Genomic DNA, 2248 nt, shown 5'->3' with positions numbered 1-2248 from the left:
AGCCTGCCACGTCGGACCGCCTGAGGGTGTCCCCCGTTTCGGTGAGCAGGCCCAACACGGCCCGGGCCACCAGGCGCGGCACCTCCAGTTGCGCCACGTGGCCGACCCCGTCGAGCATCAGCAGCCGGCTGTCCGGGACGACGCGGGCCGTCTGCGGTGCCACCCGCACGTCCACCAGCCGGTCGGCCCGCCCGCCGACGACCAGGGTGGGCGCCTCGACCGTCGCGGCGAGCCGCCACAGCGACCCCGACCCCGGCAGGTACGACCGCAGGAAGCTGGAGACCAGTCCCCGGAACGTCCGGACGTACGCGGCGGCGTAGTGCGCGGCCTCGTGCCGCACCCGGATCTCCTCCAGCGCCTCCTCCCGGCGCTGGTCGCAGATCCGGGTGAGGTCGGCCACGCAGGACTCCATCACCTGCTGGGCCATCACCTCGGGCGCGATCTGGGCCAGCCGCCAGGCGGCCAGGCGCTCGCCCCGGGGGATCGCCAGCAGCGGCAGCATCCGGCCCTGCAACGAGCGCCGGAAGTCCAGGAACGGCAGCGCCGGCGAGATCAGGGTCAGGCTCCGGACCAGGTCCGGGCGTACCGCCGCCACCTGCACCGAGACCGCCCCGCCCAGCGAGTTGCCGAACAGGTGCACCGGCCCCCGGCCGGAGTGCTCGATCCAGCGGATCACCCGGTCGGCGAAGGACGGGACGGTGTACCGGCGGCCCGGCTCGCTGCGGCCGAACCCCGGCAGGTCGATGGCCTGCCCGTCGAGGTGGTCGGCGAGCAGGTACGCCAGGTCGGTCCAGTTCTGCGACGAACCGCCGAGCCCGTGCACGTAGAGCGCCGGCTCCGCGCCGGGAGCGGTGGCCGGCGTGTCCCGGACGTACGTCACCGTGCCGTCGAGGCGTACCTCCCGCCCCGGCCAGGGCGGTGGGACGGAGTGCTCGGGAAGGAGGTGGTCCGGCCGGAGGGTGGCGCGCTTCATGACTCCAGTCTGCCCGGGGCCGCAACGACCGGCAGCGCTCAGGCCAGCAGCGCCTCGATCCGGCGGTTGACCGCGGCCAGGGTGGCCCGGACGACCGCCTGCCGGGGGTCACCGGCGACCAGCGCGGAGCCGACGAGCTGCTCCACCCAGCCGTCGCAGACGAGCAGCACCACGACCGTGGCCACGTCGCAGTTGCCGAAGGGCACCACGGCCGCGTGCTCGACGAAGCAGCGCCCACGGTCGGGGCCGGCATCGGGGCCGGGCTCGCCGCCGCGCAGCAGCTCGTCCACCGCCGCCGCCGCGGCCACCGCGCAGAGCCGCAGCACGTACCCGTCGACGGCCGGCCCGGTCGAGTAGCCGGCGGCGCTCTCCCCGCCGGCCAGCAGGCGTACCTCCACGGTGGCGTCGAGCCCGAAGGTGCTCACCTGGACGTGGTCGATCACCACCCGGGGGCCCACCGCGCCGCCGGTGTCCAGCGGCCGGGACGGCGCGGTCTCCGTCGTCGTCACCTGCCCACCGGAGTACGACGTACCGACGGTCGCCGGGGCACCGGCCGGAGTCCCGGAAGGGGCGGCGGAGACCGAGCCGGGCTCCTCCACCGTGGCCCGGCCCCGGTGCGGGGCGACGGGCTGCCGCCGCCGGCGCGGGGTCTCGGGCGCCGCCTCGGGACGCTGTTCGGCCCGGGGCGACGCGGCCTCCGACGGGCCGCCGGTCACCCTGGCGCCGGGCACCCGGGGCTCTGCGGAGGACGGCTCGGCGGGGCGTGCCGCGACGCCCGCCGTCCGGGGGTCGGCACCGCGCGGCTCCGCCGACCGGCGGCGCACCGGCGGGGCGGGTGCCGCCGGCATGCCGGGCAGGTTCTGCGGCGCGGCGGCCAGCCCCATCCGGTCCTGGAGCAGGCGGGCGACCTGCCGGCTCACCTCGGCCGGGTCGGCCCCGTCGGCGAGGTCGAGCCGCAGGCTGTGCGCGCCGGCCGGGGTACGGCGCAGCGCCGCGTCGCGGACACCGGCCACGCCACGGACGGCGTCGAGGATGGCGTTGACGTCGAAGCCCTCCGGGCGCTCCCGCGGCGGGGCAGGCTCGTCCTCGCGGCGCAGATGGGTGGCGATGCGGGCGAGTTCGGGGGTCTCGGCAGGTGGCTCCACGGCTGGCGGCTCCGGCACGACGGGCACGTCCGGCTCGGCGGGGACGCGCTGCGGCAACACCGCCGATGCGGACTCCGGCGCCGGGTCGGCGGCGGCCGGCGGGGCCGGCTCGGGCGCGGACCGGCGGGCC

Annotated in this window: 1 protein-coding gene and 1 pseudogene; both read right to left on the bottom strand. The window is 77.8% G+C overall.

The window, feature by feature from the left end:
- On the bottom strand, positions 1-973 hold a 973-nt coding region (locus F6X68_RS32250), incomplete at its 3' end, for an alpha/beta fold hydrolase (RefSeq protein ID WP_151457774.1).
- Between the two features lie 38 nt (positions 974-1011).
- A pseudogene (locus F6X68_RS32245) lies at positions 1012-2248 on the bottom strand (hypothetical protein); the annotation flags it as partial.

Source organism: Micromonospora sp. AMSO12t (genome assembly GCF_008806585.1).
In the GTDB taxonomy this organism is placed as follows: Bacteria; Actinomycetota; Actinomycetes; order Mycobacteriales; family Micromonosporaceae; genus Micromonospora; species Micromonospora reichwaldensis.
Note: the sequence above shows the minus strand (reverse complement) of the source record. Positions and strands in the feature narration are given on the sequence as shown.